Genomic DNA, 23,964 nt, shown 5'->3' on the forward strand with positions numbered 1-23,964 from the left:
ATGCACATAACATTCTAACTATAGTCAGGATGTCACCTTAGGACCTACCCAAGGATCCATGCCATGAGCGATCACGACGAACGCCGCCGTTTCCAGCGTATCCAGTTCGACGCCCCGACCAGGCTTTGCCAGGGCGAACGTTGCTGGGAGGTGAAACTGCTCGACCTGTCCCTCAAAGGCCTGCTGGTCGAAAGCCCGAAAACCTGGGATCCCGACCTGAGCCAGGATTTCGAAGCCTACATCGTGCTCAACGACGAAGTGACCGAGGTGCAGATGCAGGTCGAACTGCGCCACGAAGAACCGAGCCGGCTGGGCTTCATCTGCCTGTACATCGACATCGATTCGATGAGCCATTTGCACCGTCTTGTGGAATTGAACGTGGCCGACAGCACCGAAATGATGCGCGAGCTGCGCGAACTCATCGAATAATGAAATCTCTTAGCTAGCTAATATCATTCCCACCGAGTGTTTCCTGTCTACCCAGACAGCTTTAAGCCTGGGTAGCAGAACTTTGTACACAGCTTTCCAATACAGCTTCTGACAAGTTGGTACGCCTTCTGCATTGGGATTTAGCACCCCATGCGGTCGTATCTGTGCGCGCTCCGATCAAAATATTGTATACAATTCTTGTGGCAATCATTTGAGGTAAGTGTCTACAGTAGCGGCACAACAATAAACAGAGAGCCTGCTCCATGACTACGTCCCCTAGCACGTCTCCCGCCAAGCGCCCCGAGGATGAAAACCTCGGCCTTGGTGCCAACCTGGCTTATGGTCTGCAGCATGTGTTGACCATGTACGGGGGATCGTCGCGGTACCCCTGATCCTGGGGCAGGCCGCGGGCCTGAACGGTGCCGAAATCGGCATGCTGATCGCCGCCTCGCTGTTTGCCGGTGGCCTGGCCACCCTATTGCAAACCCTTGGCCTGCCGTTCTTCGGCTGCCAGTTGCCGCTGGTGCAGGGCGTGTCGTTCGCCGGTGTGGCGACCATGGGTGCGATCCTCAGCAGCGAGGGCGGCGGTGGCCTGCCTGGCGTGCTTGGCGCGGTCATGGCGGCGTCGCTGATCGGCTTCCTGATCACCCCGGTGTTCTCGCGCATCACCAAGTTCTTCCCTCCCCTGGTGACCGGCATCGTCATCACCACCATCGGCCTGACCCTGATGCCAGTGGCCGCACGCTGGGTGATGGGTGGCAACAGCGCCTCGCCAGAGTTCGGCAGCGTGGCCAACATCGGCTTGGCCGGGTTGACCTTCGCCATCGTGCTGCTGCTGAGCAAGCTGGGCAGCGCGACCATTTCGCGCCTGTCGATCCTGCTGGCCATGGTGATCGGCACACTGATCGCCTGGTCGCTGGGCATGGCCGACTTCAGCAAGGTCACCGAAGGCCCGATGCTGGCCTTCCCCACGCCGTTCCACTTCGGCATGCCGGAGTTTCACATCGCCGCGATCCTGTCGATGTGCATCGTGATCATGGTAACCCTGGTGGAAACTTCGGCCGACATCCTCGCCGTGGGTGAAATCATCGACACCAAGGTTGACTCCAAGCGCCTGGGCAACGGCCTGCGTGCCGACATGGCATCGAGCATCCTGGCACCGATCTTCGGCTCGTTCACCCAGAGCGCGTTCGCTCAGAACGTCGGCCTGGTGGCCGTGACCGGGGTCAAGAGCCGCTACGTGGTGGCCACCGGTGGTGTGATTCTGGTGGTACTCGGCCTGCTGCCGATCATGGGCCGGGTGATTGCCGCCGTGCCTACCCCGGTACTGGGTGGCGCTGGCATCGTGCTGTTCGGCACCGTGGCGGCCAGCGGTATCCGTACTTTGTCCAAGGTCAGCTACAAGAACAACGTCAACCTGATCATCGTCGCGGCCTCGCTGGGCTTCGGCATGATCCCGATTGCCGCGCCGACCTTCTACCACCACTTCCCGAACTGGTTCGAGACCATCTTCCACTCGGGCATCAGCTCGGCGGCGATCATGGCCATCTTGCTGAACCTGATCTTCAACCACTTCACCACCGGCAACTCGGAAAACCAGTCGGTGTTCGCTGCGGCGTACGAGCGCACCATCCAGTATTCGGACATTTCCGCGCTGCGTGATGGCGACTACTTCAAGGACGGCAAGCTGTTCGATGCCGAGGGTAACGAAGTGCCGATGCTGGAGCTGGACGAGCATGGCAATGAAACGGTCAGGCGCGCAGCGGTTGCCGAGCATTGACTGCTGACTGAGCGGTGAGGTGGAGGGGGCCGATGCGCATCATCGGCCCCTTTTTCGTTTGCCTGTTCTGGCCTATTGCCGTCGATAGGGCCAGAACAGGCTACAAGTTACTCGAACAATGCATCCAGGGCTTGCTCCAGCCGGGTCACGGCAATCACCTGCAACCCCGCCGGTGGCTCTTTCGGCGCATTGCCCTTGGGCACGATGGCCCGCTTGAAGCCGTGCTTGGCCGCTTCCTTCAAGCGCTCCTGGCCACTGGGCACCGGCCGCACCTCACCCGACAGGCCGATCTCGCCAAACACCAGCAGACCATGGGCCAGCGGCCGATTGCGCAGGCTGGACATGACCGCCGCCAGCAGCGCCAGGTCCGAAGCCGTTTCCAGCACCTTCACCCCGCCCACCACGTTGAGGAACACGTCCTGGTCATGGGTAGGAATACCGCCATGACGGTGCAGCACCGCCAGCAACATGGCCAGGCGGTTCTGGTCCAGGCCCAGGGTTACCCGCCGCGGATTGGCCAGATGGCTATCGTCGACCAGCGCCTGCACTTCAACCAGCATTGGCCGGGTGCCCTCCCAGGTAGCCATCACCACGCTGCCTGGCACTTCTTCCTGGGTACGGTTGAGGAAGATCGCCGACGGGTTGGACACTTCTTTAAGGCCACGGTCGGTCATGCCGAACACGCCCAGCTCGTTGACCGCGCCAAAACGGTTCTTCACCGCCCGTAACAAGCGCAGACGGCCATCGGACTCGCCTTCGAAATACAGCACGGTATCGACCATGTGCTCCAGTACCCGCGGGCCGGCCAGCGAGCCTTCCTTGGTCACGTGGCCGACCAGGAAGATCGCCGTGCCGCTCTGCTTGGCGTAACGCACCAGCAACGCCGTGCTTTCGCGCACCTGGGCCACACCGCCGGGGGCCGATTGCAGCTGCTCGGTGAAAATCGTCTGGATCGAGTCGATCACCATCACCCTGGGTTTCTCGACGCGTGCCGTAGCGATGATGGTCTCGATGCAGGTTTCGGTCATTACCTTGAGCTGGTCCTGGGGCAGGCCCAGCCGCCGTGAGCGCATGGCAACCTGTTGCTGCGACTCCTCACCGGTGACATACAGCGCCGGCATGCCGACGGCGATGTTGCATAACGTTTGCAACAAAATGGTCGACTTGCCGATACCGGGGTCACCACCAATCAGCACCACAGAGCCATCCACCAGGCCACCGCCCAGTACGCGGTCCAGTTCAGTGCTGCTGGTGGTGAAGCGCGGGATTTCTTCGACGCTGACTTCGGCCAAGGTCTTGATCTGTGCCTGCTGCCCGGTCCAACCCGCGCGGCCGCTGCTGGGCGCAGCGGCGCCGCCGCTTTCGATCATGGTTTCGACCAGCGTGTTCCAGGCCCCGCATTCGCCGCACTGGCCGGCCCATTTGGGGAAGGTCGCGCCGCACTCGGTGCAGCCATACAAGCGCTTGGCCTTGGCCATGGGTGGGGTCTCCTGGAAAAAATCGCCATGATAGCCGAGCAGGACGTGTCTCGAACGCTTCGGGATGCGACAAAACTATTCGTTCTAACTGCAGTCAGTAGCCCTGAACACAACGCATGAAGCGTTTTAGTGGCTTACACTGCGTTAACCTTACCTTTTGTTACAAGGAACCAAACATGGGCATGCTCAACGAGTTCAAGGCTTTCGCGGTCAAAGGCAATGTCGTCGACATGGCGGTCGGTATCATCATCGGCGCGGCCTTCGGCAAGATCGTCTCGTCCTTCGTCGGTGACGTGATCATGCCACCACTGGGCCTGCTGATCGGTGGTGTGGACTTCAGCGACCTGGCCATTACCCTGAAGGCTGCCGAAGGTGACGTACCAGCGGTAGTGCTGGCGTATGGCAAGTTCATCCAGACCGTGATCGACTTCGTGATCGTGGCCTTTGCCATCTTCATGGGGGTGAAGGCGATCAACAGGCTCAAGCGTGAGGAAGCCGTGGCGCCGACTACGCCGCCGGTGCCTTCGGCTGAAGAGACACTGCTGACCGAGATTCGCGACTTGCTCAAGACGCAGAATCAGAATCGCTTGCCGTGAGGTAGCAGGGGGCTGCCTTGCAGCCCCCTGGCCTTACCAGTAGTTTTCGACCGCTACCTGCCCTGGCCGCTTGCTCAGGCTCAGTTGCAGGTCACGCGCTTTCAGCACTTTACGGGTTTCGTCGATCATTTCCGGGTTACCGCACAGCATCACCCGTGAATGCTCTGGCGACAGCGCCAGCCCCGCCGCCTTCTCCAGTTCACCATTCTCGATCAACGTGGTAATGCGCTGGTTCAACGCCCCTGGGTGTTGTTCACGGGTCACCACCGGAATGAACTGCAACTTGCCCGCATGCTCCGCCAGGTACTCGCGTTGCTCCAGCCCGGCGATTTCATCTACGTAGGCCAGCTCTTTGGCTTCGCGCACCGAGTACACCAGCTTGATGTTGTCGAAACGCTCCCAAGCCTCGAAGTCCTGCAGGATCGACATGAACGGCGCAATGCCCGTACCCGTGGCCAGCAGCCACAGGTCGCGACCACCGACGAAACGGTCGAGGGTGAGGAAACCGAAAGCCTGACGGTCGATCAGCAAGGTATCGCCCGCACCCAGCCGGCTAAGCTCGCTGGTGAACTCGCCACCGGGTACCACGATGGAGAAAAAGTCCAGATGCTCATCATGGGGCGCGCTGACCATTGAATAGGCGCGCCACACCACGCTGCCATCGGCCTTGGTCACGCCAAGGCGGGCGAACTGACCGGAACGAAAGCGGAACCCCGCATCGCGCGTAACCCGCAGGCTGAAGAGGTTCGGCGTCAGCGGCTGAACATCGAGCAGGGTCTGGCGGGTGAACTTTTCGGCGCTAGCGGTCATATCGGGCTCCAGGGTTGGCGTGTGCACAGTGTCGCTTAAAGTGGCTTGGATAAAAACCACCGCTTTGTAGGGCCTCACCAAGGGGGATCGTGCCGAACTGGCAGAAAACCCTAAGTGCTATAACAAAAAAATCCCAACACTAAGGTAGGACTTTCCTACAATCATCGGGTACCCAAATGGATTGGATCCTACGCCCCGAGGAATGTCTCGATGCTTCACTGGAAACCCGAGCATCTTCATGCGTTCGTCAGCGAGCGCAACCCGCAGAAGCTGTTCGACATCGCAGTCCATCTGGCTCAGGAGCTGGGCATGGATTACCTTGGGCTGAATATCCGCATCCAGATCGCCACGCAAACACCAAGGCTGTACCTCTACAGCAACTACCCAAGTGAGTGGATCGAGCGCTATCAGCGCGACGATTTCTACAAGCAGGACCCGGCAGCGCACATGAGTCACAGTTCGACCACCCCCGTACTATGGACTGACGACCTATACCGAGACGCCCCTCAATTTCGCGAAGCGGCCTGTCAGCACGGCTTGCGTCACGGCTGGACGCAATCACTGCACGACCTGCAGCACAACGAAAGCCAGATCAGCGTGGCCAGGCCTGCCGAAAAGATCGACATCGTCGAGCTTTATGACAAGGCCGGCAGCGTCCAGTGGCTGTGCCATACCCTGCATGCCGTGCTTGGCGAACACCACCTGAACGCACTGTGCCCACCTCAACCAAGAATGAGCGAGCGTGAACTGGAAGTGCTGAAATGGTCGGCTGCCGGCAAGACCGCTGCCGACGTTGCCTGCATCCTGTCGCTTTCGCAAAGCACGGTGAACTTCCACATCCGCAGCGTGATCACCAAGACCAACGCTGCCAACAAGGCTGGCGCCATCGCCATAGCCGCCCTGCGTGGCTGGATCTGACCTTCACACCTGCGACCTTGGGCAAAGCCCTGTAGAATCGCCCGGCAAAGCCCGGAGCGAACCGCAACGGGCAGTTTCGTACCCGAGCCAGACGCCATGCCCCTGTGACCACCCCCTACGCCGAACTCGACCTGATCCGCCAGCCGGAGCAGGCCAACGACCCGCTGCAGGCCTTCGATGCCGCCGACGAGTACCTGCTAGCGCAATTGCACGAACAGGCACCTGACGCCAACTGCCGGGTACTGGTGCTCAATGACAGCTTCGGCGCCCTGGCCGTCAGCCTGGCGGGCCGCCTGCAGGTGGTCAGCAGCGGTGACTCACATCTGGCGCACCTTGGCCTGGAAAAGAACCTGACGCGCAACGGTTTGACGTTCGATAGCGTGCCGTTCGTACCGGCCAGCGAGCACTGGCAAGGCCTCTTCGACCGAGTGCTGGTACGCGTGCCCAAGACCCTGGCCCTGCTTGAAGAACAACTGATCCGCCTGCAGGGCCACCTGGCGCCTGGCGCGCAGGTGATTGCCGGGGCCATGATCAAGCACCTTCCACGGGCGGCCGGTGACCTGATGGAGAAGTACATCGGCCCTGTGCAGGCTTCGCTGGCACAGAAAAAGGCCCGCTTGCTGACCGCAACGGTGGCCGAACGCCCGCTCGCCCGCTCACCCTACCCTAGCCGCTACCACCTCGACGCGCCGGTGCTGGAGTTGGTCAACCACGCCAACGTGTTTTGCCGTGAGGGCTTGGATATCGGCACAAGGGCGTTCCTGCCCCACTTGCCCCGCGACCTGGGCAACGCGCGGGTAGCGGACCTGGGCTGCGGCAACGGCGTGCTGGCGATTGCCAGCGCCCTGGGCAACCCGGACGCTGAGTACACCTTGGTCGATGAGTCGTACATGGCCGTGCAATCAGCGCAGGAGAACTGGCGAGCTGCACTGGGCGAACGTGCCGCCAATTTCGTCGCGGCCGATGGGTTGGCCGGGTAGAGAAACAATCGCTGGACGTGGTGCTGTGCAACCCGCCGTTCCACCAGCAACAGGTGGTGGGGGACTTCCTTGCCTGGCGCATGTTCCAGCAGGCGCGAGAAGCGCTGGTGGTGGGTGGGGCGCTGTACATCGTGGGCAACCGCCACCTGGGCTATCACAGCAAGCTGGCGCGGTTGTTCCGAGGGGTTGAGCAGGTGGCGGCTACGCCCAAGTTCGTCATTCTGAAAGCCCGCAAATAAGAGCCCGCGCCGCCCCTGTGGGAGCGGGCTTGCCCGCGAACACCGGCGAAGCCGGTGCCATCTATCGCGATGCCTGCTTCGCGGGCACGCCCGCTCCCACAGGCGCCCCCGCTGCTCTCAATGGGTGGTCAATCCCGCAGCCCCCATGAACAGCCGCATCACCCATGCCGCCACGCCCAGCGCGGCAACACTCATCGCCCAAATCAGCAGTAGCCAACCCAGCCGCTGCCACAGCGGTTTCTTGTCTTCCAAGCCATGTTTGCCCGTCATCATGCGGCCCTCCTAGTGATAACCGTCTTCGTGGGTCACCTTGCCGCGGAACACGTAGTAGCTCCAGAAGGTGTACATCAGGATGAACGGCAGGATGAACAGGGTGCCCACCAGCATGAAACCTTGGCTTTGCGGGGGCGCTGCGGCCTCCCAGATCGAGATCGACGGCGGGATGATGTTCGGCCACAGGCTGATGCCCAGGCCGCTGTAACCCAGGAAGATCAACACCAGGGTGAGCAGGAACGGCGTGTAGTGTGCATTGCGCGCTACCGCCTTCAGCAGCCCGTAGAAGGTCACCAGCACCAGCAGCGGCACCGGCATGAACCAGAGCAGGTTGGGCATGCTGAACCAGCGGTCGGCGATTTGCGGGTAGGCGATGGGGGTCCACAGGCTGACGATACCGATCACCGCCAGCAGCACCAGCGCCAGCGGCCGGGCCATGTCGTGCATCTTCTGTTGCAGCGGCCCTTCGGTCTTCATGATCAGCCAGGTGCACCCCAACAACGTGTAGGCAACGATTAGCCCCAAACCACAGAACAGACTGAACGGGGTAAGCCAGTCGAGTGTGCCACCGGCGAAATGGCGGTCGACCACTTTGAAGCCTTCGAGGAAGGCACCCAACGCCACACCCTGGAAGAAGGTGGCGACCAACGACCCCCAGATGAATGCCTTGTCCCAGATATGCCGCTTGTCGGCCTTGGCCTTGAAGCGAAACTCGAAGGCCACGCCACGGAAGATCAAACCGATCAACATCAGGATAAGCGGCAGGTACAAGGCCTCGAGAACGACGGCGTAAGCCATCGGGAAAGCCCCGAACAGCCCCGCCCCGCCCAGGATCAACCAGGTTTCGTTGCCGTCCCACACTGGCGCGACAGTGTTCATCATCACATCACGGTCCTGCTCGCCCTTGACGAAGGGGAACAGCATGCCGATGCCCAGGTCGAAACCGTCCATCACCACGTACATCATGACGCCGAAAATGATGATCACGGCCCAGATCAGCGGAAGGTCGATACCCATGGCTCAGTTCCCCTTGTTCAGGCTGGCAGAGGTGGCCTCTCGGCCATCATCGGCGGCGGACAACGGCCGCGCCGGAGTGCGTTTCTGGCCAGGGCCACCCGGCGTGTGCTCGTCACCTTCCCCGGTCTGCGGCCCTTTGCGCACCAGGCGCATCATGTAGCCAAGGCCGGTGCCGAACAGGGCGAAATACACCACCACGAAGGCCACCAGGGTGAAACCAAGCTGGGCGTAGCTGTGGTTGGACACGCCGTCAGCCGTGCGCATCAGGCCATACACCACCCAAGGTTGGCGGCCGATTTCGGTGGTGAACCAGCCGGCCAGCAGCGCGACCAGCCCAGATGGGCCCATCCACAGGGCCACATGCAGGAACGGGCGCGAGCTGTACAGCGTGCCGCGCTTGCGCAACCACAGGCTCCACAGGCCGACGAAGATCATCAGGAAGCCGAGCCCGACCATGATCCGGAACGACCAGAACACGATGGTCGAGTTAGGCCGATCCTCGGGCGGGAACTCCTTCATCGCCGGCACCTGCTTGTCCAGGCTATGGGTCAGGATCAGGCTGCCCAGCGCGGGAATCTCGACCTTGAAGCGGGTAGTCTCGGCCTTCATGTCGGGGATGCCGAACAGAATCAGCGGGGTCGGCTCGCCGGGTACGTTCTCCCAGTGGCCTTCGATCGCGGCAATTTTCACCGGTTGATGCTTGAGCGTGTTGAGGCCATGGAAGTCGCCAATCACCGCCTGGATCGGGGCGACGATAAGCGCCATCCACATGGCCATCGACAGCATCTTGCGCACGGCCGGGTTGTCACGCCCGCGCAGCAGGTGCCAAGCCGCCGAAGCACCGACGAAGAACGCGGTGGAAACGAACGCGGCTGTGGCCATGTGCATCAGGCGGTAGGGGAACGAGGGGTTGAACACCACTGCAAACCAGTCCACCGGCACCACCCGGCCATCGATGATCTCGTGGCCTTGTGGGGTTTGCATCCAGCTGTTGGAGGCAAGGATCCAGAACGTCGAAACCAGTGTGCCGAGCGCCACCATCACCGTGGAGAAGAAGTGCAGGCCACGGCCGACGCGGTTCCAGCCAAACAGCATGACACCCAGGAAGCCCGCCTCGAGGAAGAACGCAGTGAGAACTTCGTAGGTGAGCAGCGGGCCGGTGACGGCGCCGGCAAAGTCGGAGAAGCGGCTCCAGTTGGTGCCGAACTGGTAGGCCATGACCAGGCCAGAGACCACGCCCATGCCAAAGTTGACGGCGAATATCTTCGACCAGAAATGATAGAGATCACGGTAGACCTGGTTGTGGGTCCTCAGCCAGAGGCCTTCGAGGACTGCCAGGTAGCTCGCCAAGCCAATGGTGATGGCCGGGAACAGGATGTGGAACGACACGGTAAAGGCAAACTGCATTCGGGCGAGCTCTAAGGCCTCTATTCCGAACATGGTGCTTCCTCTTCAGATAATCCGGCGTCCGGGCTTGTGGCCCCAGTCGCCCACTGCCCCCACTGGGTCGAGTACGGCGCGTTGGAATTGTTCTGTTCGATCGCAGGGATTTCGGCCCAAGGGCCCGATCGTTACATCTGGAACGATTGATCCAGATCAACGACTGCTAGGAAGCATAGTCCCGAATGGCCTGACGGGCCGTGTGGTTGATTGCCGCGTGACCGGTTGCCCCACCCTCTTTCATAAACCGTGGAAAAGTGCAGACCTGGGCAAACAGTAACCGTTTGTTACAAACAGATGATACGCTGCCCACCCCTCTACTGCGCCGAGGCCCCTGGTTTCCGATGTCCGATTCCGCACCGCAGTTGTTGCGTCACCACCGCCCTTTCCTGGCCTTCTGGCTGGCCCGCGTGTTCACCGCCAGCGGCTTCCAGATGCTCACCGTGGCCATTGGCTGGCACCTCTACCAGTTGACCGGCAATGTGCTGGACCTGGGCCTGGTCGGTCTGGTCGAATTCGCCCCACGGGTGTTGTTCATGTTGCACACCGGGCATGTCGCCGACCGCTATGACCGGCGCAAGGTCGCTGCCTTGTGCCAGAGCCTGCAGGGGCTGATTGCCCTGGCGCTGGCGGTGGGCAGCGCGACCGACAACGTCACCCGCGAACTGATCTTTGCCCTGGCCTTCCTGCTCGGAGCCACGCGCTCGTTCGAAATGCCGGCAACCCAGGCCTTGTTGCCCAATGTGGTGCCACCTGGGCTGTTCCCGCGGGCGGTGGCGGCTTCGGCGTCGGCCACCCAGTCGGCCACCATCGTGGCGCCGGCAGTGGGCGGTTTCCTGTATGCGTTCGGCAGCATCTGGGTGTACGGCCCGACCGTTGCCCTGTACGCCATTGCCTGTGTGCTGACCCTGAGCCTGCAGGCACGCGGCCAAGTCGCCCAACGTGGGCGCGCCAGCATCGAATCGCTGCTGGCCGGCATCCGCTTCATCCGCAGCCGGCCCGATATCCTCGGCGCCATCTCGCTGGACCTGTTTGCAGTGTTGCTGGGCGGGGCCACCGCGCTACTGCCGGTGTTCGCCAAGGACATCCTGCTGACCGGCCCGATGGGCCTTGGCCTGCTACGCTCGGCACCCGCGGTGGGGGCGTTGCTGATGTCGCTGTGGCTGGCACGCTTCCCGTTCGAGCGCAAAGTCGGGCGGACCATGTTCACCGCCGTTGGCGTATTCGGCGTGGCGACCATCGCCTTCGGCCTGTCGACCTCGTTCTGGTTCTCGCTGGCGGTGCTGGTGGTGCTGGGCGCGGCGGACATGATCAGCATGGTCATTCGCAGCTCGTTCGTGCAACTGGAGACACCGGATGAAATGCGCGGGCGGGTGAGTGCAGTGAACGGCTTGTTCATCGGTGCCTCGAACCAGCTCGGTGAGTTCGAATCGGGGGTGACGGCGCACTGGTTTGGCACAGTGCCGGCGGTGGTGATGGGCGGGGTGGGCACCTTGGTGGTGACCGGGGTATGGATAAAGCTGTTCCCGACCCTGGCCAAGCGCGATCAACTGCACAGCAAGCCCACCAACTGAACGCCGTGGCCCGATCGCTGGCCGCTCAGAGCATCAAGGTCATGCAACGTTCATGGCCGCTGCGGGCCGTGTAGCCATCGCCACTGTCCATCCAGCCGGTGGCGCGGTACAAACCCAACGCCGCATGGTTGTCGCGGTCCACTGACAATTGCAGGCATTCGACATCCGGCCACATCGCGCGCACCACTGCCGGCAAGGCCTGCATGCACCCACGGCCCAAGCCACGCCCCTGCAAGCGTTTGTCGACCTGCAAGGCCGTTATCATCGCCGCACCAGGCTTGGCCCAGGCGGGTAGAAATGCCCCGCACTGAAGCAACAGCAACCCCTGCGGCACGCTGTCGAGCACAATCACCAGTGCACGCCGTTGATCGCTTTTGCAGTTGAGCAGCAGATACAACGCACTGGCCACATCACCGGCATGGCGTTGCTGCGCTGGGTGCAGCTGGATATCGAGCAATTGGGCGCGCTGGGCCTGGTTCAGGTCACGGTAGTCAATCAACTGCACAGCGCTGCTCCCACGAGGCCGCATGCCGCGCGGCGCAGAATCGGCAGTATATCGCGACATTGATTACCGCTCACCGAGCATGCTGGTATGATGCGCGGCTTTTTTCCTCCCCACACAAAACCACGGCAACCGGTACGGTCTGTGCTTTGCTGATGGGGTCGATACATTCATGGCGCCGGGGGCGCCTTGGGGAGCGGGCATGCTGGAAAGGCTGTTTCAACTAAAAGCACACAACACCAACGTGCGCACCGAGATTCTTGCGGGCGTTACCACCTTCCTGGCCATGGCCTACATCCTGTTCGTCAACCCGAGCATCCTCGGCGAGACCGGCATGGACAAAGGGGCGATCTTCGTCGCCACCTGTCTGGCTGCAGCCATCGGTTCCACCACCATGGGCCTGATCGCCAACTACCCGATTGCCCTGGCACCGGGCATGGGCCTGAACGCGTTCTTCACCTACACCGTGGTGCTGCACATGGGCCACACCTGGCAGGTGGCGCTGGGGGCGGTGTTCCTGTCGGCGGTGATGTTCTTCCTGCTGTCGATCTTCCGCATCCGCGAATGGATCGTGAACAGTATCCCGTTGCCGCTGCGTTCGGCGATTGCCGCCGGTATCGGCCTGTTCCTCGCGCTGATCGCCCTGCATAACGCTGGCATCGTCGTCGATAACCCGGCCACTTTGGTGGGCCTGGGCGACCTCAAGCAACCTGCACCGATCCTCGCCACCCTGGGTTTCTTCCTGATCGTCGGCCTGGAGTCGCTGAAAGTGCGCGGCGCCGTGTTGATCGGCATCCTGGCGGTGACCATCGCCTCGATCGTGATGGGCGTGACGCCGTTCGGTGGCATCGTCTCCATGCCGCCGTCGCTGGCCCCAACCTTCTTGCAGCTGGACATCGCTGGCGCGCTGGACGTCGGCCTGGTCAGCGTGATTTTCGCCTTCCTGTTCGTCGACCTGTTCGACAACTCCGGCACCTTGATCGGCGTGGCCAAGCGCGCCGGGCTGATGGGCAAGGACGGCCACATGCCGAAGATGGGCCGTGCCCTGATCGCCGACAGCACCGCCGCCATGGCCGGTTCGCTGCTGGGCACCTCGACCACCACCAGCTACATCGAATCCGCTGCGGGCGTGAGTGCCGGTGGCCGCACCGGCCTGACCGCCATCGTGGTGGCCGTGCTGTTCCTGCTGGCGTTGTTCTTCGCCCCGCTGGCCGGTAGCGTACCGGCATTCGCCACCGCCCCGGCCCTGCTGTTCGTCGCAGTGCTGATGGCCTCTGGCCTGGCGGAAATAAACTGGGACGATGTCACCGAAGCCGCACCGGTGGTGGTGACCGCCCTGGCCATGCCGCTGACCTACTCGATCGCCAACGGCATTGCCTTCGGCTTCATCTCCTGGACCGCCGTCAAGCTGATTTCCGGCCGCCACCGCGACCTGAACCCGGCCCTGGTGATCCTTTCCATCCTGTTCGTCATCAAGCTGGGCTGGTTCAACGCATGAGTGCTGCTTTCGACCCCTCCTCCTACGCCACCCAGCTGGACGCCAAGGTGGCCCGGCTGCGCGAGCTGCTGGCGCCGTTCAGCGCGCCGGAGCCGGCCGTTTTCGATTCGCCGCGTGAGCACTACCGCCTGCGCGCCGAATTCCGCCTGTGGCGCGAGGATGGCCAGCGCCACTACGCCATGTTTGCCCAGGGCGATAAGCACAAGGCGATCTTGATCGATGATTTCCCCATTGCCAGCCAGCGCATCAATGCCCTGATGCCGCGCCTGAAGGCAGCTTGGCAGGCCAGCGAGGAACTGGGCAACCGCCTGTTCCAGGTGGAGTTCCTCACCACCCTGGCTGGCGATGCGATGATCACGATGTGCTACCACCGCCCGCTGGACGAGGCATGGGAAGTGGAAGCGCGGCAACTGGCTGAAGCGCTGGGCGTAAGCGTCATTGGCCGCTCCAAGGGCAAGCGCCTGGTGATCGGCCGCGACTACGCGATTGAAGAACTCGACGTGGCAGGCCGTGTGTTCAGCTACCGCCAACCAGAAGGCGCGTTCACCCAACCCAACGGTGCGGTGAACCAGAAGATGCTCAGTTGGGCCTTCGAGGCCATCGGTGAGCGTGAGGACGACCTGCTGGAGCTGTACTGCGGCAACGGCAACTTCACCCTGCCGCTGGCTACCCGTGTGCGCCAGGTGCTGGCCACCGAAATCAGCAAGACATCGGTCAATGCCGCGTTGAGCAACCTCGACGAGAACGCTGTGGATAACGTGCGGCTGGTGCGGTTGTCGGCAGAGGAGCTGACCCAGGCGCTGAATGAGGTGCGACCCTTCCGTCGACTGGAAGGCATCGACCTGAAAAGTTATGAGTTCGGTACCGTGTTCGTCGACCCGCCGCGGGCGGGGATGGACCCGGATACCTGCGAGCTGACCCGGCGCTTCGAGCGGATCCTGTACATCTCGTGCAACCCGGAAACGCTGGCGGCAAACATTGCCCAGTTGCAGGACACGCACCGTATCGAGCGGTGTGCGTTGTTTGACCAGTTCCCCTATACCCACCATATGGAGAGCGGGGTTCTACTGGTCAGGCGCTGACCGTCGCACCTTTGGGGCCGCTTTGCGGCCCCAAAGGTTTGAATCAGAAGTCGAAGAAGACTGTCTCCCCTTCCCCCTGAATACGGATATCAAAGCGATATGCCGTCTTCCCATCCACTTCGCAACGCTTGGCAATCAAGGTTTCACGCCGCTGTGGCTGTTCGATCAGGTTGAGCACCGGGCATTTGGCATTGGCCTGGGCCTCATCATCGAAATACAGGCGCGTGTGCAGGTGAATGTTGATGCCACGGGCAAACAGGCTGATGTTGATGTGCGGCGCCATTGGCACGCCAGCAGCGTTGTTCACCACACCCGGCTTGACCGTGTGCAGCGTCCACTCACCGGCATCGAAGGTGGTAGCGGTGCGGCCAAAGCTGTTGAAGGCGTTTTCCAGGTTGTAGGCATCCTGGTACTCGCCGTTGGCATCTGCCTGCCACACTTCCAGGAACGAATCGCGCACCAGGTGGCCGTTACCGTCGTACACCTGGCCGATCAGCAGAATGTGCTCGCCCGGCGCGTCAGGCTTGGCCAGGCGGTTCCAGATTTCCTGGTCGCGGGTCGGGTTGCCGGCCGCTTCCAGGGCCAGGCCGATGTGCACGTAGGGGCCGGCAGTCTGCGAAGGGGTTTCCGGCAGCAGTTCGATTGGCATGGCGGGTTCCTCAGCAGTTTTCGAAGTGGGTCTTGCGCTGGCCACGCAGCACGATGTCGAAGCGGTAGGCCAGGCAGTCCATCGGGTTGGCATTGCTCATGTCGAGCTTGGCGATCAACTGCTGCACGGCTTCAGGGTTGGCGATCGACTTGACGATCGGGCACATCGGGATCAGCGGGTCACCCTCGAAATACAACTGGGTAATCAGCTTGGTGGCGATCGACGGGCCGCTGATGGCGAAGTGGATGTGCGCCGGGCGCCAGTCGTTGGGGCCATTGCGCCATGGGTACGGGCCCGGCTTGATGGTACGGAAGCTGTAGTAGCCGTCACGGTCGGTCAGGCAGCGGCCAACGCCACCGAAGTTCGGGTCCAGCGGCGCCAGGTAACGGTCGTTCTTGTGGCGATAGCGGCCGCCGGCGTTGGCTTGCCACATCTCTACCAGGGTGTTCGGTACAGGCTTGCCGTACTGATCGACGACACGGCCGGCGACGATGATGCGTTCACCAATCGGCAAGCCACCGTTGTTGAAGTTCAGCAGCAGGTCATGGTCGTGGGTACCGAAGCCCAAGTGGGAAAAGTCCGGACCAGTGGTTTCGCTGATCGACTGCGGAATGCTGACCAGTGCCTGGCGCGGCGAGCGGGCGATGGACGTTTTGTAGTCAGGCGTAAGGGCTTTGGGGTGCCAGTTGCGATCACGGATCACGAAGCGGCTGTTGTCCTGTGCGGGCATGCCGATTTCCTCTCTTGGAATTATCTGAACGCCTGGGCGTGGCAGGCGGACTTACAGTTTCCGACAGGTCGCGCACGATGAACATTGAAATCAACCACACGAAACATAACCAAATGGTTATGCCTAAACACTTTGCCCTGACACTCGCCGCTGTCGTGAACTAATCTTTGTCTTCTTGTTTCACGCTCGGGAGAGCACTCATGGAATGGCGAAAAGGCCGACGCAGCGACAACGTGGTCGATGCCCGAGGCGAGGGTGGCGGTGGCGGCGGCATGCGTTTCGGCGGCGGCAAAGGGCTGGGGCTCGGGGCGATTCTGCTGATCGTCGGTATCGGCTGGCTTACCGGGCAGGACCCGTTGCAGATTCTTGGCCAGCTCACCGGCCAGATGGAACAGCAGCAGCAACAAACGGCGCCCAGTGGTGCGGGCGGCAAGGCGCCGCCGGCCAACGACCAGCAGGCCGATTTCGTCGCCTCGGTACTGGGCGATACCGAAGACACCTGGAAGGCCCTGTTCGCCGAGGCCGGCAAACAATACCGCGACCCCAAGCTGGTGCTGTTCAGCGGCCAGGTCAACTCGGCGTGTGGCTTTGCCTCCGCAGCGGTCGGGCCGTTCGATTGCCCGGCGGACCAGCGGGTGTACCTGGACATGTCGTTCTTCCGCGAAATGGAAACCCGCTTCGCTGCGGCCGGCGACTTTGCCCAGGCTTATGTGATCGCCCACGAAATCGGCCACCACGTGCAGACACTGCTGGGCGTTTCGGCAAAGGTCGATGCCGCACGTCGCAGTGGCCAGCGGATGGAGGGCGACAACGGCTTGCTGGTGCGCCAGGAGTTGCAGGCCGACTGCCTGGCCGGTGTTTGGGCCTACCAGGCCCAAAAGCGCCTGAATTGGCTGGAGCCAGGTGACGTCGAGGAAGCGCTGAATGCGGCCAATGCCATTGGCGATGACCGCCTGCAACAGCAGGGCCGTGGGCGTGTGGTGCCGGACTCCTTCACCCATGGCACTTCGGCGCAGCGGGTGCGCTGGTTCAAGACCGGGTTTGCCGAGGGTGAAGTGAACAGCTGCGATACCTTCAGTGCACGTAACCTCTGACACGGATTGGGGCCGTTTGGCGGCCCCAATCATCCAGTTACAAATCTGCTGAAAAAGCGTTTCAGCTTCCCCATCATTGCCGATAACTCCTGCACGAGTCAGCGGGCATCCAGAACAACAACGCCTGGCGATCGAAGATCAAAAGAGCGAAATCAACTTCTGGAGAGCGTGCATGAACAGCTGGTTCGCCAACATCAGCGTCAACCTCAAACTCGGCCTGGGCTTCGGCCTTGTGCTGGTCCTCACTGGCCTGCTGGCCCTCACCGGCTGGACCAGCCTGGGCAGCCTGATCGACCGCAGCAACTGGATGGGCGATATCGGCCAGTTGAACAAGGATCTCACTGACCTGCGCATTGCGCGCCTGCAGTACATGATCGCCAACGGCGACGATACTGCCGCCGCCAACACCCAGGCCAAGCTGGACGCCTTCAGCAAGCAGCAAGCCTACCTGGCCACCACGTTCAAAAGCCCGGAAAACATCAAGCTGCTGGGTGAGCTGGGCGACACCATCAGCGCCTACAAGCTTTCGCTGAACAAGATGCGCCAGGGCTACGACGCCACCCGCAGCGCACGCGTTACCATGGACAGCTCGGCCACCCGTGCCGACCAGGCCATGGACGCCCTCAGCCAGGAAGTGATGGCACGCCCCGAGGCGGACAGCGTGCGCCTGGCCCAGTACCAACTGATCAGCAAGGCCCGCCAGCAACTGCTGCAGGTACGCATCGATGTGCGCGGCTACATCGCCGACAACAGCAGCGCCAACGAGCAGGCCGCCCTGCGCCAGCTGGATGCAGCGCTGGCCGACATCGACAACCTCAAGCGCCAGCTGCCCGCCGAAGACGCCCGCCTGCAACAGTTCGAAAGCTCGGTACTGGCTTACCGTGACGCCGTGCGCCAGTTCCGCGATGCGGTCGCCAACATCACCACCTCACGTGCCGAAATGACTGTGCAGGGCGCCGATATCGTCAAGCGAAGCGATGCGCTGTACCAGATCCAGCTGCAGCGCCGTGACATCGAGAGCACCCAGGCCCGCAGCCTGCAGGCCATCGCAACGTTGCTGGCGCTGCTGGTCGGTGTGCTGGCAGCGGTGCTGATCACCCGCCAGATCACTCGCCCGTTGCACGACACCCTGGTGGCCGTGGAGAAGATCGCCAGCGGCGACCTTACCCAGCACATGCGCGTCACCCGCCGCGACGAACTGGGCGTACTGCAGCAAGGCATCGCGCGAATGGGCACTACCTTGCGCGAACTTATCAGTGGCATCCGCGATGGCGTCACCCAAATCGCCAGCGCCGCCGAAGAGCTGTCGGCAGTAACCGAACAGACCAGCGCCGGCGCCAACAGCCAGAAGGTCGAGACCGACCAGGTAGCCACCGCCATGCACGAAATGGCCGCCACCGTTCAGGAAGTGGCGCGCAATGCCGAGCAGGCCTCGCATGCCGCAACCGGTGCCGATGACGAAGCCCGCGCCGGTGACCGCGTGGTGGGCGAGGCGATTGGCCAGATCGAGCGCCTGGCCGAAGACATGCACCGCTCCACCGAGGCCATGACCCTGTTGCAGCAGGAAAGCCAGAAGATCGGTAGCGTGATGGACGTGATCAAGTCAGTGGCCGAACAGACCAACCTGCTGGCACTCAACGCGGCGATCGAGGCGGCGCGCGCCGGCGAGGCCGGGCGTGGCTTTGCCGTGGTCGCCGACGAAGTGCGCGGCCTGGCCCAACGCACGCAGAAGTCCACCGAAGAGATCGAAGAGCTGATTGCCAGCCTGCAGCAGGGTACCCAGCAAGTGGCCAGTGCCATGCAGGGCAGCCGTAGCTTGACCGACAGCAGCGTCGAACTGGCGCGCAAGGCCGGGGCTTCGCTGGAGAGCATCACCAGCACGGTGTCGAGCATTCAGTCGATGAACCAGCAGATTGCCGCGGCGGCAGAGCAGCAGAGTGCGGTGGCTGAAGAGATCAGCCGCAGCATTCTGAATGTACGTGATGTGTCGGAGCAGACGGCGGCGGCCAGTGACGAGACGGCGTCGGCGAGCGTTGAGCTGGCGCGGTTGGGTGGGCAGTTGCAGACACTGGTCAGCCAGTTCCGCGTCTGACTTGAAGCCCCTGGGGCCGCTTAGCGGCCCATCGCGACGCAAGGCCGCTCCTACAGGAAATCGCGTTCCCCTGTAGGAGCGGCCTTGTGTCGCGAAAGGAGGGCGAAGCCCTCCCAGCGCCCGAACAGGCTTACTTGACGATCATCCCCACCCCACGCCCACGCGGATCAGAAGCGGTCTCGAGCTTCGCCCCATCCACCCGGATCGCCTGGATATCGCCCATCTCCCAACCCTGGTCCTCCAGCACGTAACCCATCTTCTTCAGTTCATCAGCTACCGGCCCGGTCAGGGGCGCATAGCTGTCAAAGTAGATGGTGTCCTTGGGCAGCAACTGATGGTGCACCCGCTGCGCCGCCACCGCCTTGTCCAACGGCATGCCGTAGTCGTACAGGTTGTTCATCACCTGGAAGATCGAGGTGAAGATCCGTGAACCACCCGGGGTACCGATCACCAGCTCGACCTTGCCATCGCGGGTCATCAGGCTAGGGCTCATCGATGAAAGCATGCGCTTGCCCGGTTCGATGGCGTTGGCATCACCGCCGACCACACCAAAGGCGTTAGCCGCACCCGGTTTGGCGCTGAAATCATCCATCTCGTCGTTCAGCAGGAAGCCCGCGCCCTTCACCACCACGCCACTGCCGTAGTCGAGGTTGAGGGTGTAGGTATTGCTGACCGCATTGCCTTGCTTGTCGACGATCGAGAAATGCGTGGTCTGGTGCGGCTCCAGCCCTGGCTTGACCTTGTCGGTGTCGGAAATGGCCTTCGGGTTGACCTGCGCGGCGCGCTTGGCCAGGTAATCCTTGGCCACCAGCTGGTCCACCGGCACCTTGGTAAAGGCCGGGTCGCCAAGGTAGTCGGCACGGTCGGCGAACACCCGCTTTTCGATCTCTGCCAACAGGTGGATGTACTGCGCCGAGTTGTGCGCCACCCCTTTGAGGTCCGCCGCGCGGTCTTCCTTGATGCCCAGCAACTGGGCCAGTGCCACGCCACCGGAGCTCGGCGGTGGGGCGGTGTACACCACATTGCCGCGCCAGCTTACGGCCATCGGCTCACGCCACACGGCCTTGTAGTCCTTCAAGTCTTCTTTGGTGATCAGGCCTTTGTCGGCCTGCATCTGCGCCACCAGCAGGTCGGCGGTCTTGCCCTGGTAGAACTCGCTCACGCCCTTGTCGGCGATGCGCTCCAGGGTCTGGGCCATTTCCGGCTGTTTGAACAGCTCGCCAACCTTCATGTTGCCGAAGTAGTCGTTGAAGTTGGTCGCTGTCTTGAACATGCCCTGGGCATCGTTGCGGTACTGGTACTGTTTTTCCGCCACCTTGAAGCCGTTTTTCGCATAGCCGATGGCCGGGTCAGCAACTCGCTCCAGGGCAGCTTGCCGAACTTCTGGTGCGCCTCCCACAAGCCCATCACCGTACCGGGTACACCAGCGGCGCGTACACCAACCAGGCTCAGGTTCTCGATGACCTCGCCCTTGTCGTCCAGGTACATGTTGCGCGTGGCGGCCTTGGGCGCGACTTCGCGGTAGTCGAGGAAGTAGGGCTTGCCGTCGATGAACAGGGTCATGAAGCCGCCACCACCGATGTTGCCGGCCTCGGGGTAGGTCACCGCCAGGGTGAAGGCGGTTGCCACTGCGGCGTCCACCGCGTTGCCGCCCTTTTTCAGAATGTCGGCGGCTACCTGTGCACCATATTGATCAGGTGCGGCCACCGCGCCGCCCTCCAGGTTGGCGGCGTAAACCGAGGAACAGCTCAGAATCGCGGCTGCGAGAGCCAGGTACTGGAACGGGACAATACGCATGACACTTCCTTGGTGTTGTTTTTGTTGAGCAGTCAGTAAGGCCGAAGCGCTTCGACTGTGCAATCAACCGTAGGAAGTTTCGCCGCCTGTGGGCAGGATTTGTCGCGTTCAGGCAACTCAGCAGGCGTACATCGCCAATTTGCGCTGGATGAAGTCCAGGAAGCACTGGATACGCAGCGCCAGCTGGGTGTTGCGGTAGTAGACCGCGTGGATCGGCTGACGGTAGCCATTATTGGCTTCGCCCAGCAGCACTTGGAGGCGCCCGGTGCGGATGTCTTCGTGGGTCATGAAATGCGACAGGCTGACGATGCCCTCCCCGGCTAGCGCCAGCTGGCGCAGGGTCTCGCCACTGGAGGCGAGCAATGCCGGGCGGATGCTGAAGCGGTCGCCCTGGGCGTGGCGCAGTGGCCAATGGTTGAGCGATTCGGGCTGGCTGAAGCCGAGCAGGCAGTGGTTGGCCAAATCCTCGACGCGCTGCGGTGTGCCGTGCTGCTCCAGGTAGGCAGGGCTGGCCAGTACCTGCACGGGGCTGCAACCCAGGTTGCGCGCATGCAGGCTGGAGTCGGCCAGCTCACCGATGCGGATCGCCACGTCGGTGCTCTGCTCCAGCAGGTCGATGATCAAGTCGTCGGTGTTCAGCTCCAGCTCGATGCCCGGGTACTGGCGGCGGAACTCGCCGATCCACGGCAGGATGGCATGCAGCATGAACGGCGCAGCGGCGTTGATGCGCAGCCGCCCGGAGGGGGTCTGGCGGTTCATCGAGAGGCGCTCTTCCATCTCGTCCATCTGCTCCAGGATCAGCCGCGAACGCTCGAGGAAGAAACGGCCCTCCTCGGTCAGGTCCATGCGCCGGGTGGTGCGGTTGACCAGCGTGGTGCCCAGCTTGCCTTCCAGCCGCGACAGGGTGCGGCTGACGGCGGAGGGGGTCTGGCCCATCTGGTCGGCGGCGGCGGAGATCGAGCCGCAGTCGATGACGGCGACGAATACCTGGAGTTCTTCGGATCGGGTTATCACACGATTGGCCTTGGCAGGGGTATGCGGTGATTGATAGCGGGTCATCGGAGTCTGTGCAAGGGGCCGCTGCGCGGCCCCAACCTCCCATTACTGCGCCTTGCCGAATACCTTGTCCAGATGGGCTTCATACGCTGCCAAGGCAGCCGGCACATCCGGCCGCTTCATCACATCCACCGCCAGGAAGGTCGGCAGGCCGCTCATGCCAAGGAACTGGTTGGCCTTGTGGAACGGGAAGTAAACGGCATCAACACCCTTGCCTTCGAAGAAATCGCTCGGGTCATCGAACGCCTGCTGCGGCGCGTTCCAGGTCAACGACAGCATGTACTGCTTGCCGTGCACCAGGCCGCCGCTGCCGTACTTTTGCGAGTGGTCCGAACGGGTGCGGCCATCATTGGCGTAGAGGCTGCCGTGGCCTGCCGTGAAGACTTCGTCGATGTACTTCTTAACCGTCCACGGCGCCCCCATCCACCAACCGGGCATCTGGTAGACGATCACATCAGCCCAGAGGAATTTCTCCACCTCTGCCTGCACATCGTAACCACCGTCAATGAATGTCTGCTGCACGTCGAACCCGGCGCGGTCCAGATGAGCGAGGGCCGCTTCGTGCAAGGTTGCGTTGAGACGGCCATCAGAGTGAGCGAACTGTTTACCACCATTGAGCAGAAGGATCTTTTTCATGCTGGCCTCCACGGCCGAATCAAAATTCAGGCCGGCAGATTAGAGGCTCACGGGTGTGGGATACAGCAGTGACGGGGCAAAATACAATTGATCAGAAGTCACGAATTGGCAATGAATTATTGCCGTAGAATCAGCTCACCAACCATCATCGAGTAGCGCCCCATGAGTGAGCAGTTCGCCTTCATCCTCAAAGCCAAGACCCGCCCGGAAATGGCTGATGCGTTCGAAACCCTGTTCCGCCCCTACGTCGAGCCAAGCCGCCAGGAGCCAGGCTGCATCGAGTACCACATGCTGCGCGACAAGGAAGACCCGAGCCTGTTCGTGTTCTTCGAAGTGTGGGCCGACCAGGCTGCACTGGACGTGCATTCGGCCCTGCCGCACATGACTGCGTTCTTCGAAAAACGCATGGAATACCTGGAGCGCGATTTCGATATCCAGCGGGTCGACATGCTCAGCGCATCATCTGCTAACCGTTAATCAGCAGATGGCCGCCGAGTACGGCCAGGCCGATGAAGAAGCAACGCTTGAACAGCAGCGCACTGATGCGCTGACGCAGCCACTGCCCGGCCAGCATGCCAAGCAGGGCCGGCGCCAGCATCAGCAGCGATGCCCCCAGCGCCTGGCCACCCAGGGCATCCTGCCCAGCCAGGCCAACGGCCAAGGCCAGGGTCGAGACCGTGAATGATAGGCCCAAGGCCTGGATCATCTGCTCTCGGCTCAGACCCAGGCTCTGCAGGTAGGGCACAGCGGGCATCACGAACACCCCAGTCGCCGCCGTGACCACGCCAGTGACCAGGCCGCAAAGCGGCCCCAGCCAACGCTCGTGCCCCGCAGCCACATGAAAGCCCAGGCCGACCAACCCATACAACGCATAGACCAGCAAGGCGGCTCCCAACGCGTGGGCAGCCCACGGGCCGCTGTTGATTCCCAGCCAGGCGCTGCCCAGCCATGTACCGACAAAGATCATCACCAGCATCGGCCCCAGCCGCACCAGCAGCGCCCGCAGGTGCCCACCGCTGGCCAACTGCCAAAGATTGGTGAGGGTCGAGGGCACGATCAGCAATGCGGCAGCCTGCGCCGGTGACATGGCCAGGCCCAGCAAGCCCATGGCAATGGTCGGCAGGCCCAGGCCGATCACCCCCTTCACTGCACCAGCTAGCAGGAAAGTCAGTACCACCAGCAGCGAGAGTGCTGGGCCAATGTTCTGGAAGAAAGTGAGCAAGGTAGTCATGGGGCCGATGATGGCGTACAGCGAACGAGGTGAAAATCTGCCATATACTCAGCCAGCCTCTTG

At 62.2% G+C, this 23,964-nt stretch carries 20 protein-coding genes and 3 pseudogenes; 11 read left to right on the forward strand and 12 right to left on the reverse strand.

Annotated elements, in window-relative coordinates; all coding sequences use genetic code 11:
* Positions 1–63 precede the first annotated feature (63 nt).
* Together AB5975_05640 and AB5975_05645 are read left to right on the forward strand one after the other, a co-directional pair.
* The gene (locus AB5975_05640; GenBank protein XDR21370.1) at positions 64–429 is read left to right on the forward strand and encodes a PilZ domain-containing protein; all 366 of its coding nucleotides are present in this window, start codon (positions 64–66) and stop codon (positions 427–429) included.
* A gap of 263 nt (positions 430–692) precedes the next feature.
* Positions 693–2,209 (forward strand): annotated as a pseudogene (locus AB5975_05645) (nucleobase:cation symporter-2 family protein).
* 107 nt (positions 2,210–2,316) lie between these two features.
* Here AB5975_05645 and radA read toward each other — a convergent pair.
* On the reverse strand, positions 2,317–3,687 hold the full coding sequence (gene radA, locus AB5975_05650) for a DNA repair protein RadA (protein XDR21371.1): 1,371 nt from the start codon (positions 3,685–3,687) through the stop codon (positions 2,317–2,319).
* Positions 3,688–3,863: 176 nt separating this feature from the next.
* On the opposite strand from radA, the gene mscL reads away from it, so the two are divergent.
* Positions 3,864–4,283, forward strand: a complete 420-nt coding sequence (gene mscL, locus AB5975_05655; protein ID XDR21372.1) for a large-conductance mechanosensitive channel protein MscL — start codon at positions 3,864–3,866, stop codon at positions 4,281–4,283.
* A gap of 33 nt (positions 4,284–4,316) precedes the next feature.
* Here mscL and AB5975_05660 read toward each other — a convergent pair whose 3' ends face one another.
* Entirely contained in the window at positions 4,317–5,093 is a 777-nt protein-coding gene (locus tag AB5975_05660) for a ferredoxin--NADP reductase (protein ID XDR21373.1), read from the reverse strand.
* 210 nt (positions 5,094–5,303) lie between these two features.
* Here AB5975_05660 and AB5975_05665 point away from each other — a divergent pair, with 210 nt between their 5' ends.
* Together AB5975_05665 and AB5975_05670 are read left to right on the forward strand one after the other, a co-directional pair.
* Positions 5,304–6,011 carry an autoinducer binding domain-containing protein gene (locus tag AB5975_05665; protein XDR21374.1) on the forward strand — a complete coding sequence of 236 codons (708 nt, stop codon included), beginning with the start codon at positions 5,304–5,306 and terminating at the stop codon, positions 6,009–6,011.
* A gap of 563 nt (positions 6,012–6,574) precedes the next feature.
* Positions 6,575–7,230: pseudogene (locus AB5975_05670) on the forward strand (class I SAM-dependent methyltransferase).
* Between the two features lie 117 nt (positions 7,231–7,347).
* Here the strand turns inward: AB5975_05670 and AB5975_05675 are convergent.
* From AB5975_05675 to AB5975_05685, 3 genes are read right to left on the reverse strand one after another with little or no spacing between them, the layout of a single operon-like run.
* On the reverse strand, positions 7,348–7,503 hold the full coding sequence (locus AB5975_05675; protein XDR21375.1) for a DUF2474 domain-containing protein: 156 nt from the start codon (positions 7,501–7,503) through the stop codon (positions 7,348–7,350).
* Positions 7,504–7,512: 9 nt separating this feature from the next.
* On the reverse strand, positions 7,513–8,520 hold the full coding sequence (cydB, locus tag AB5975_05680) for a cytochrome d ubiquinol oxidase subunit II (protein XDR21376.1): 1,008 nt from the start codon (positions 8,518–8,520) through the stop codon (positions 7,513–7,515).
* 3 nt (positions 8,521–8,523) lie between these two features.
* Complete coding sequence (locus tag AB5975_05685) at positions 8,524–9,960, reverse strand: cytochrome ubiquinol oxidase subunit I (protein ID XDR21377.1); 1,437 nt, start codon at positions 9,958–9,960, stop codon at positions 8,524–8,526.
* Positions 9,961–10,304: 344 nt separating this feature from the next.
* Between AB5975_05685 and AB5975_05690 the strand changes: the two genes are divergently transcribed.
* The gene (locus tag AB5975_05690) at positions 10,305–11,534 is read left to right on the forward strand and encodes an MFS transporter (protein XDR21378.1); all 1,230 of its coding nucleotides are present in this window, start codon (positions 10,305–10,307) and stop codon (positions 11,532–11,534) included.
* A 25-nt stretch (positions 11,535–11,559) separates the two neighbouring features.
* Here AB5975_05690 and AB5975_05695 read toward each other — a convergent pair whose 3' ends face one another.
* Positions 11,560–12,039 (reverse strand): GNAT family N-acetyltransferase, encoded by a 480-nt coding sequence (locus AB5975_05695; protein ID XDR21379.1) that lies wholly within the window; start codon positions 12,037–12,039, stop codon positions 11,560–11,562.
* A gap of 199 nt (positions 12,040–12,238) precedes the next feature.
* Between AB5975_05695 and AB5975_05700 the strand changes: the two genes are divergently transcribed.
* Together AB5975_05700 and trmA are read left to right on the forward strand one after the other, a co-directional pair.
* Positions 12,239–13,534, forward strand: coding sequence for an NCS2 family permease (locus AB5975_05700; GenBank protein ID XDR21380.1), 1,296 nt, complete (start codon positions 12,239–12,241; stop codon positions 13,532–13,534).
* Positions 13,531–14,616 (forward strand): tRNA (uridine(54)-C5)-methyltransferase TrmA, encoded by a 1,086-nt coding sequence (trmA, locus tag AB5975_05705; GenBank protein XDR21381.1) that lies wholly within the window; start codon positions 13,531–13,533, stop codon positions 14,614–14,616. Before AB5975_05700 ends, trmA begins: the two co-directional genes overlap by 4 nt.
* A gap of 43 nt (positions 14,617–14,659) precedes the next feature.
* On the opposite strand, the gene pcaG is transcribed toward trmA, so the two are convergent.
* Positions 14,660–15,265 (reverse strand): protocatechuate 3,4-dioxygenase subunit alpha, encoded by a 606-nt coding sequence (gene pcaG, locus AB5975_05710; protein XDR21382.1) that lies wholly within the window; start codon positions 15,263–15,265, stop codon positions 14,660–14,662.
* Positions 15,266–15,275: 10 nt separating this feature from the next.
* The gene (gene pcaH / locus AB5975_05715; protein ID XDR21383.1) at positions 15,276–15,995 is read right to left on the reverse strand and encodes a protocatechuate 3,4-dioxygenase subunit beta; all 720 of its coding nucleotides are present in this window, start codon (positions 15,993–15,995) and stop codon (positions 15,276–15,278) included.
* 200 nt (positions 15,996–16,195) lie between these two features.
* Between pcaH and AB5975_05720 the strand changes: the two genes are divergently transcribed.
* Together AB5975_05720 and AB5975_05725 are read left to right on the forward strand one after the other, a co-directional pair.
* Positions 16,196–17,089 (forward strand): neutral zinc metallopeptidase, encoded by an 894-nt coding sequence (locus AB5975_05720; protein ID XDR21384.1) that lies wholly within the window; start codon positions 16,196–16,198, stop codon positions 17,087–17,089.
* 172 nt (positions 17,090–17,261) lie between these two features.
* Positions 17,262–19,181, forward strand: coding sequence for a methyl-accepting chemotaxis protein (locus tag AB5975_05725; protein XDR21385.1), 1,920 nt, complete (start codon positions 17,262–17,264; stop codon positions 19,179–19,181).
* Between the two features lie 130 nt (positions 19,182–19,311).
* On the opposite strand, the pseudogene ggt reads toward AB5975_05725, so the two are convergent.
* From ggt to AB5975_05740, 3 genes and pseudogenes are all read right to left on the reverse strand, one after another.
* Positions 19,312–20,978 (reverse strand): annotated as a pseudogene (ggt, locus tag AB5975_05730) (gamma-glutamyltransferase).
* A gap of 117 nt (positions 20,979–21,095) precedes the next feature.
* Positions 21,096–21,992 (reverse strand): LysR family transcriptional regulator, encoded by an 897-nt coding sequence (locus AB5975_05735; protein XDR21386.1) that lies wholly within the window; start codon positions 21,990–21,992, stop codon positions 21,096–21,098.
* A gap of 87 nt (positions 21,993–22,079) precedes the next feature.
* Positions 22,080–22,670, reverse strand: a complete 591-nt coding sequence (locus tag AB5975_05740) for an NAD(P)H-dependent oxidoreductase (GenBank protein XDR21387.1) — start codon at positions 22,668–22,670, stop codon at positions 22,080–22,082.
* Positions 22,671–22,832: 162 nt separating this feature from the next.
* Here AB5975_05740 and AB5975_05745 point away from each other — a divergent pair, with 162 nt between their 5' ends.
* Positions 22,833–23,147: a putative quinol monooxygenase gene (locus AB5975_05745; protein XDR21388.1), complete on the forward strand. Its 315-nt coding sequence runs from the start codon at positions 22,833–22,835 to the stop codon at positions 23,145–23,147.
* Here the strand turns inward: AB5975_05745 and AB5975_05750 are convergent.
* On the reverse strand, positions 23,137–23,901 hold the full coding sequence (locus tag AB5975_05750) for a sulfite exporter TauE/SafE family protein (GenBank protein ID XDR21389.1): 765 nt from the start codon (positions 23,899–23,901) through the stop codon (positions 23,137–23,139). The genes AB5975_05745 and AB5975_05750 overlap by 11 nt on opposite strands.
* Positions 23,902–23,964 lie beyond the last annotated feature (63 nt).

The sequence above is a fragment of the Pseudomonas putida genome, assembly GCA_041071465.1.
In the GTDB taxonomy this organism is placed as follows: Bacteria; Pseudomonadota; Gammaproteobacteria; order Pseudomonadales; family Pseudomonadaceae; genus Aquipseudomonas; species Aquipseudomonas putida_P.

What these genes read in the sequence shown, in the direction of transcription:
- pcaG (XDR21382.1), bottom strand. Translation starts at nt 15,265, where the DNA reads ATGCCAATCGAACTGCTGCCGGAAACCCCTTCGCAGACTGCCGGCCCC.
- AB5975_05720 (XDR21384.1), top strand. Translation starts at nt 16,196, where the DNA reads ATGGAATGGCGAAAAGGCCGACGCAGCGACAACGTGGTCGATGCCCGA.
- AB5975_05685 (XDR21377.1), bottom strand. Translation starts at nt 9,960, where the DNA reads ATGTTCGGAATAGAGGCCTTAGAGCTCGCCCGAATGCAGTTTGCCTTT.
- cydB (XDR21376.1), bottom strand. Translation starts at nt 8,520, where the DNA reads ATGGGTATCGACCTTCCGCTGATCTGGGCCGTGATCATCATTTTCGGC.
- AB5975_05665 (XDR21374.1), top strand. Translation starts at nt 5,304, where the DNA reads ATGCTTCACTGGAAACCCGAGCATCTTCATGCGTTCGTCAGCGAGCGC.
- radA (XDR21371.1), bottom strand. Translation starts at nt 3,687, where the DNA reads ATGGCCAAGGCCAAGCGCTTGTATGGCTGCACCGAGTGCGGCGCGACC.
- AB5975_05725 (XDR21385.1), top strand. Translation starts at nt 17,262, where the DNA reads ATGAACAGCTGGTTCGCCAACATCAGCGTCAACCTCAAACTCGGCCTG.
- AB5975_05690 (XDR21378.1), top strand. Translation starts at nt 10,305, where the DNA reads ATGTCCGATTCCGCACCGCAGTTGTTGCGTCACCACCGCCCTTTCCTG.
- AB5975_05745 (XDR21388.1), top strand. Translation starts at nt 22,833, where the DNA reads ATGAGTGAGCAGTTCGCCTTCATCCTCAAAGCCAAGACCCGCCCGGAA.
- trmA (XDR21381.1), top strand. Translation starts at nt 13,531, where the DNA reads ATGAGTGCTGCTTTCGACCCCTCCTCCTACGCCACCCAGCTGGACGCC.
- AB5975_05750 (XDR21389.1), bottom strand. Translation starts at nt 23,901, where the DNA reads ATGACTACCTTGCTCACTTTCTTCCAGAACATTGGCCCAGCACTCTCG.
- pcaH (XDR21383.1), bottom strand. Translation starts at nt 15,995, where the DNA reads ATGCCCGCACAGGACAACAGCCGCTTCGTGATCCGTGATCGCAACTGG.
- AB5975_05675 (XDR21375.1), bottom strand. Translation starts at nt 7,503, where the DNA reads ATGATGACGGGCAAACATGGCTTGGAAGACAAGAAACCGCTGTGGCAG.
- AB5975_05740 (XDR21387.1), bottom strand. Translation starts at nt 22,670, where the DNA reads ATGAAAAAGATCCTTCTGCTCAATGGTGGTAAACAGTTCGCTCACTCT.
- mscL (XDR21372.1), top strand. Translation starts at nt 3,864, where the DNA reads ATGGGCATGCTCAACGAGTTCAAGGCTTTCGCGGTCAAAGGCAATGTC.
- AB5975_05640 (XDR21370.1), top strand. Translation starts at nt 64, where the DNA reads ATGAGCGATCACGACGAACGCCGCCGTTTCCAGCGTATCCAGTTCGAC.
- AB5975_05700 (XDR21380.1), top strand. Translation starts at nt 12,239, where the DNA reads ATGCTGGAAAGGCTGTTTCAACTAAAAGCACACAACACCAACGTGCGC.
- AB5975_05660 (XDR21373.1), bottom strand. Translation starts at nt 5,093, where the DNA reads ATGACCGCTAGCGCCGAAAAGTTCACCCGCCAGACCCTGCTCGATGTT.